The organism is Streptomyces sp. WELS2 (genome assembly GCF_013870595.1).
Classification (GTDB): Bacteria; Actinomycetota; Actinomycetes; order Streptomycetales; family Streptomycetaceae; genus Streptomyces.
This window is the reverse complement of the sequence record NZ_JACBWZ010000605.1, coordinates 1-3,920: the sequence shown is the minus strand read 5'-3', so window position 1 is coordinate 3,920 and position 3,920 is coordinate 1. Positions and strand designations below refer to the sequence as shown.

Annotated in this window: 4 protein-coding genes; 3 read left to right on the top strand and 1 reads right to left on the bottom strand. The window is 72.0% G+C overall.

What is annotated here, in order from left to right; genetic code table 11:
* The first annotated feature begins 307 nt into the window (after positions 1-307).
* Genes H5J33_RS26535 through H5J33_RS26525 form a run of 3 tightly spaced genes read left to right on the top strand, consistent with a single transcriptional unit; the run spans position 308 to position 3,274 of the window.
* Positions 308-1,549 carry a sugar ABC transporter substrate-binding protein gene (locus H5J33_RS26535; protein WP_181797379.1) on the top strand — a complete coding sequence of 414 codons (1,242 nt, stop codon included), beginning with the start codon at positions 308-310 and terminating at the stop codon, positions 1,547-1,549.
* Positions 1,546-2,448, top strand: coding sequence for a carbohydrate ABC transporter permease (locus tag H5J33_RS26530; protein ID WP_181797378.1), 903 nt, complete (start codon positions 1,546-1,548; stop codon positions 2,446-2,448). The genes H5J33_RS26535 and H5J33_RS26530 overlap by 4 nt, the downstream gene beginning before the upstream one ends.
* Positions 2,441-3,274: a carbohydrate ABC transporter permease gene (locus H5J33_RS26525; RefSeq protein ID WP_181797377.1), complete on the top strand. Its 834-nt coding sequence runs from the start codon at positions 2,441-2,443 to the stop codon at positions 3,272-3,274. Before H5J33_RS26530 ends, H5J33_RS26525 begins: the two co-directional genes overlap by 8 nt.
* Before the next feature lie 47 nt (positions 3,275-3,321).
* Here the strand turns inward: H5J33_RS26525 and H5J33_RS26520 are convergent.
* On the bottom strand, positions 3,322-3,920 hold a 599-nt coding region (locus tag H5J33_RS26520; RefSeq protein WP_181797376.1), incomplete at its 5' end, for an SDR family NAD(P)-dependent oxidoreductase.

Sequence of the window (3,920 nt, the reverse complement as noted above, 5' to 3'; positions counted from 1 at the left end):
GCGCGGTCACCGGCCCGCGCCCGCGCAGGCCCCGGGAGCCTTTCGCGGAGCGCAGGACGGGGTCCGGGGTCGTCGGGTTCGGCTTGTGGAACATGGGCACATTCTCCTTCTTCTAGGCGAAGGGTGCATGAGCGGCACTGTGTTGGATGCGTCCCGGAGCGGAAAAGTTGTGCATCCGTGCCGGGACACGGAACCGGGTTCCCGCCGGGGGCGGACGTCGACACACGGCCGCAACGCGTCTTTCGTAATCGCCCCGCATGGTTGATCGTTGGGCCGTGCATCGATGACGGACGTCAGGGGGCACATGATGACGATCAGCCGCAGGACACTGCTGGCCGCGGGCGCGGGCGCCGGACTGCTCACGGCGTGCGGATCGAACACCGGGCGCGGGGGCGGCGGTTCCGGGCCCCGGCTGTCGCAGTGGTACCACCAGTACGGCGAGCCGGGCACCGAACGGGCCGTCCAGCGGTACGCCGCCGCCTTCCGCCGGGCCGAGGTGACGGTGCAGTGGCGGCCGGGCGACTACGACCAGCAGACCGCCGCCGCCCTGCTCACCGACTCCGGGCCCGACGTCTTCGAGGTCAACGGGCCCACCCTCGACCAGATCCGCGGGGGCCAGGTGCTCGACCTCACCGATCTGCTGGCGGGGGTCAAGGACGACTTCAATCCGGCCGTGCTCGCGCCGAAGACCCACGAGGGGAGGGTCTACGGGATTCCGCAGGTCATCGACACGCAGGTGCTGTACTACCGCAAGAGCCTGCTGCGCGACGCCGGAGTGGAGCCGCCCACCACCCTGGACGCCCTGGTCGACGCCGCCCGCAAGCTCACCGACGGCAGGACCAAGGGGCTCTTCCTCGGCAACGACGGAGGCGCCGGCGTCCTGGGCGGGACCCCCCTGTACGCGGCCGGATTCCCGCTCGTCACCGACGACGGCCGGGTCGGCTTCGACGATCCCGCCGCCGCCCGCACCCTCGGCAAGCTGCACCGGCTGTATGCCGACGAGTCCCTGCTCCTCGGCGCGCCCGCCGACTGGTCCGACCCCTCCGCCTTCCTCCAGGGGCTGACCGCGATGCAGTGGTCCGGACTGTGGGCGCTGCCGCAGATCAAGCGTGAACTCGGGGACGACTTCGGGGTGCTGCCGTTCCCGGCGGACGGCGCCCGGGGCCGGCCCGCCGTACCCGTGGGGGCCTACGGCGCCGCCGTCAGCGCGCGCAGCCGGCACAAGGACTCGGCCAAGGCGTACGTGAAGTGGCTGTGGGTCGAACGCACCGACTACCAGAAGGACTTCGCGCTCTCCTACGGCTTCCACATCCCCGCCCGGCGCTCCCTCGCCGCCGAGGCCGCCCCGCTGCGCGAGGGCCCGGCCGCCGACGTCGTACGGTTCACCACCGACCACGGCTACGCCCAGCCGCTGCTGTGGACCCCGGCCGGCCAGACCGCCTACCAGGACGCCCTCAGCCGGATCATCAAGGGCGGGGCGGACCCGGAGCGCGAACTGCGGGACGCCGTGCGGAAGGTGGCGGAGGAGCTCGCCCGGGTGCGCGCGTGAGGCGGCACGCGACCCTGTGGTTCTGGGCGTTCGTCGGGCCGTTCGCGCTCGGGCTCGCGGTGTTCACCTGCGTACCGCTGCTGTGGAGCGTCGGTCTGAGCTTCTTCGACGCGCACAACAGCGTCACCCCCACCCGCTTCACCGGTCTGGACAACTACGCGGCGATGCTGCGGGATTCGGCGTTCCGCGACAGTCTGAGGACGTTCCTGCTCTTCACCGCCTTCATCGTGCCGGTCACCTACGGGTTCTCCCTGGCCCTCGCCCTGATGGTCAACCGGGTCCGGTGGGCGCGGGCGTTCTTCCGGTCGGTGTTCTTCCTGCCGGCCGCGTGCAGCTATGTGGTGGCCGCGCTGATCTGGAAGATGTCCGTCTTCAACGGGGTGCGGTTCGGGCTGGCGAACACCGTGCTGGGCTGGTTCGGCGGCGACCCCGTCGCCTGGCTGTCCACCACCGACCCGCCCTGGTACTGGCTGGTCATCGTGACCGTACGGCTGTGGCTCCAGGCCGGGTTCTACATGATCCTGTTCCTCGCCGGGCTCCAGCGGATCGACCCGGCGCTGTACGAGGCGGCGGCCGTGGACGGGGCCCGGCCCGGCTGGACGGTGCTGCGGCACATCACCCTGCCGCAGCTGAGGGCCACCTCGGTCGCGGTGCTGCTGCTGCTCGTCGTGAACGCCTTCCAGGCCTTCGACGAGTTCTACAACCTGCTGTCCGACGCCCGGGGCTATCCGCCGTACGCCCGGCCGCCGCTGGTCTACCTCTACTACACCGCGCTCGGGCAGGGGCAGAACCTGGGCCTCGGCAGCGCGGGCGCGGTGATCCTGGCGCTGGTCATCGCGGTGGTCACGGTGGCACAGGCGCGCTGGCTGCGGCTGGGGAGGACGGACGGCGATGGATGACGCCCTGGTGCGGGCCGGGCGGGCGCTCAGGCTGGCCCTGCTGACCGCGCTCGCCCTGCTCTTCCTGGTCCCCTTCTACCTGCTGGTGCGCAACGGGCTGGCCGACGAGCGGGACATCACCTCCCCGGAGTGGACCTTCTTCCCGGCCGACGTGCGGTGGGGCAACGTCCGCGAGCTGTTCGAGGACCCGGCGGTGCCGTTCGCCCGGTCCCTGCTCAACTCCGCGCTGATCGCCGTCGCCACCACCCTCGGCACCCTGCTGCTCGCCTCCCTGGCCGGCTACGGCCTGGCCCGCATCCCCTACCGGCACGCGAACAAGGTGTTCTACGGCATCCTGGGCACCCTGCTGGTCCCGGCGGCCGTCACCTTCGTGCCCAGCTTCGTGCTGGTGTCGTCGCTGGGCTGGGTCTCCACGCTGCGCGGTCTGATCGTGCCGACGCTGTTCTCCGCGTTCGCCTGCTTCGTCTTCCGGCAGTACTTCCTCGGCTTCCCCCGGGAGCTGGAGGACGCCGCCCAGGTGGACGGGCTCGGGTACTGGCGGACGTACTGGCGGGTCGTGGTCCCCAACAGCCGCCCGGTGTTCGCGGCCGTGGGGACGATCGTGTTCCTCGGCGCGTGGAACTCCTTCCTGTGGCCGCTGGTGATCGGGCAGGACCAGAGCGCCTGGACGGTGCAGGTGGCCCTGTCCTCGTTCACCACCGCGCAGGTCGTACGGCTGCACGAGCTGTTCGTCGCGGCGGCCGTGTCGATCCTGCCGCTGCTGCTGGTGTTCCTGTGCTTCCAGCGGTGGATCGTGGCCGGGGTGGAGCGGTCCGGGATCGACTGACCCCCCGGAACGGAACGGGACCGGTCGGCCGGCGGGGCCGGGCAGGCTCAGGCCGTGGAGCCGCCGTCGATCACCAGGTCGGCGCCGACCACCGAGGCCGCGTCGTCGGAGGCGAGGTACAGCACCGCGGCGGCCACCTCCTCGATGGTGGAGACCCGGCCGAGCGGCACCTCTGCACGCATCCGCGCGGCCCGGCCGGCCTCGCTCTCGCCGGGCTTGAAGGACATGTCGGTGGCGGTGGAGCCGGGGCTGACGGCGTTGATGCGCACCCCGTCGGCGATGTGGTCCAGGGCGGCGGACCGGGTGAGGACCGACACGGCCGCCTTGGTGACGGCGTAGCCCGCGACGCCGGGCAGCCGGCTGTGCATGCCGATCCGGGAGGCGATGTTGACGATCGCGCCGCCGTCCGGCTGGGTGCGCATCCGGGCGATCTCGGCCTGGAGGGCGAGGAAGACCCCGGTGACGTTGACGTCCAGCATCCGGCGCCAGTCCTCCTCGGGCAGCTCGCCCACGGTGCGCCCGCGGCCCTCCAGCACACCGGCGTTGTTCACCGCCACGTCCAGCGAGCCGAACCGGTCCACGGTGGCGGCCACCAGGTCCCGCGTCTCCTCGGCGCGGGAGACGTCGGCGGCCACGGCGAGCGCCT